The organism is Pseudomonas sp. ICMP 561 (genome assembly GCF_002699985.1).
In the GTDB taxonomy this organism is placed as follows: domain Bacteria; phylum Pseudomonadota; class Gammaproteobacteria; order Pseudomonadales; family Pseudomonadaceae; genus Aquipseudomonas; species Aquipseudomonas quasicaspiana.
In genome coordinates this window covers 1-2,636 of sequence record NZ_LKBT01000038.1, presented here as the reverse complement: position 1 = coordinate 2,636, position 2,636 = coordinate 1, and the positions used below count along the sequence as shown (strand labels likewise).

The 2,636-nt window shown below is 61.8% G+C and carries 2 protein-coding genes; both read right to left on the bottom strand.

Going from position 1 to position 2,636, the window contains the following annotated elements; translation table 11 throughout:
- Positions 1-1,623 (bottom strand): condensation domain-containing protein (locus tag AO242_RS21935; RefSeq protein ID WP_257153489.1); only part of this gene is annotated, 1,623 nt, incomplete at its 3' end.
- A partial coding sequence (locus tag AO242_RS21930) for an AMP-binding protein (RefSeq protein WP_141562233.1) occupies positions 1,623-2,636 on the bottom strand: 1,014 nt, incomplete at its 5' end. The genes AO242_RS21930 and AO242_RS21935, both read right to left, overlap by 1 nt.

Below are 2,636 nucleotides of genomic sequence, written 5' to 3'. Positions count from 1 at the left end.
GAACTGCACGGCCAAAGCATCCGGCGTTGCAGCGACTTGCTGTTCGATCAGGCTTTGCAGTTGCACCTGATCAGGGAAGTCAGCGGCGGTGTCGTTCCAGCCATGCAGCAACTGTTCGCGATCATTGCCCGAGAGCATCGGCAAGCGGCCCACGACCTGGCGTGGATCTGTGAGCAGCGCGTGCAGCAGGTGCAGGAAATGCTCGCGCATCTGCGCAATGCTCGCGGTATCGAACAAATCGGTGGCGTAGCCAAGCTGACCGCGCACCAGGCCATCACGGCTCTCTTCGGTGCTCAGCATCAGGTCGAACTTGGCGATGCCGACGTCCAGTTCGAGGCTTTCCAGGGTCAACCCGCGACCATCGGCTGAAGGCAGTTCGCGCAAGCCGTCGCGCTGACTCGGCAAATGGTTGTAGGCCACCTGAAACAACGGGTTGTAGCTGAGGCTGCGCTCTGGCTGCAAAGCCTCCACCAGACGCTCGAACGGCAAGTCCTGATGGGCCTGAGCACCGAGTACCGCCTGCCGGGTGCGGTCCAGAAACGCGACAAAGGTTTCGTGCTCGTTCATCTCCGTGCCCAACACCTGAGTGTTGACGAAGAAGCCGATCAGCCGTTCGCTCTCCCCCCGACCACGGTTGGCCACGGGCACACCGACCCGCAGTTCACGCTGGCCGCTGTAACGAAACAGCAGCACTTGATACGCCGCCAGCAACAGCATGAACAGCGTTGCGCCCTGGCTGCGAGCCAGTTCGCGCAGGCCGTTGCTCAAGGCTGCCGGCAGCTGGAAGTCCAGCGCCGCGCCACGGTAGCTCTGCACCGCCGGGCGTGGGCGGTCACTGGGCAGGGTCAGCACCAGCGCTTCGCCGCCCAGTTGACGGGTCCAGTAATCCAATTGGCGGTCACCTTCACCGGCCGCCATCCACAAGCGCTGCCAGCGCGCATAGTCGGCGTACTGCACCGGCAAGGCTTCCAATTGTGCTGCCGCACCGCTGACGTGCGCGGTGTACAGGCTGGCGAACTCGTCAGTCAGCACGCCCATTGACCAACCGTCAGAGACGATATGGTGCAGTGTCAGCAGCAGGATGTGCTCGCGGGTATCGAGCCGAATCAGCGCCAGACGCAGCAGCGGCCCAGTGCTCAGATCAAAGGGTTGGCGGGCCGCGTGTTCCAGTTGTTCACGGGCACGCGGCTCGCGCTGTTCAACGGGCAGCGTCGTCAGATCAAAACGTTGCAGCTCCGGATCAAGGCTCGGCAGTATTACCTGAACCGCTTGCGAGCCGTGCTCTCCCTCTATTTCGCGAAACAGCGTGCGCAGGCTTTCGTGCCGGGCGATCAGGGCCGCAAAGCTGCGTTGCAACGCTTCTTCGTCCAGCTCACCGCGCAGCCGGACTGCCGCCGGGATGTTGTAGGCCGCGCTGTGCGGTTCCATCTGCCACAGAAACCACAAGCGACTTTGCGCAGCCGACAACGGTGCCTGCTCACACGGCTGACGCACAATCGGCAGGCGCTCCAGGCGCACACCTTTTTCGCCCAACTGACGCAGGAAAATCAGCTGGCGGTCTTCCGGCAGAGCGGCCAGGCGTTCGGCAACCTGCTGCAACTTCTGTTGTTCGGTGTTACTCATCAAAAATTCTCCAACTCGCCCAGCAACTCGTCCATCAGGTCCAGATCAACCTGTTTATTTTGCGCAGCGTCAGGCTGAGCCTGCAGGTGAGCGGCCAACGCCTGGATAGAACTCAATTCGAACAAACTGTGCAGCGGCAACTCCACATTCAGACGCTTGCGCAGGGTCATGCCGACCTGAGTGAGGAGCAGCGAGTGCCCGCCCAGTTCGAAGAAGTCGTCAGTGATGCCGACCTTTTCGATCCCCAGCACGCTCTGCCAGATATCAACCAGTTGCTGCTCAAGCTCAGTGCCCGGCGCGACATAACCACGCGGGCCGGAAGCGAATTCCGGTGCCGGCAAGGCCTTGCGGTCCAGCTTGCCGTTAGGCGACAGCGGCATGGCGGGCAGTACTAGAATCTGCGCAGGCACCATGTATTCCGGCAGGTGTTCCAGCAGTTCACGGCGCAGGCTCTCGCTGTCGTTGCCTTCAGTGCCATGAACCACTACATAGCCCACCAGTTGCTTGCCTTGCGGCGTGTCGCGGGCAATCACCACGGCCTCTTCGACAGATTCCAGCCCTTGCAGGCGGGCTTCGATTTCACCCAGTTCGATACGCAATCCGCGGATCTTCACTTGATGATCGATACGCCCGACGTATTCGATGGCGCCGTCTGCGCGCCAGCGAGCCAGGTCGCCGGTGCGATACAGCCGTTCGCCCGCTGTGAAAGGGTCGGCTACGAAACGCTCTGCGGTCAGCCCCGGACGCAGGTGATAACCCCGCGCCAGGCCCACGCCGCCGATGTACAACTCGCCTGCCACGCCTTGCGGCACGGGTTCCAGGAATGCGTCGAGGATGTACAACTGCAGGTTGTCGATAGGTCGGCCAATCGGTACCTGATGCCGATCATTTTCTTCATCGCAGGCCCAGTAACTGACGTCGATGGCCGCTTCGGTCGGGCCATACAGATTGTGCAGCTGTGCACTGTGCCGTTGACGGAACTGCTGTTGCAGCTCGTAAGGCAGCGCTTCGCC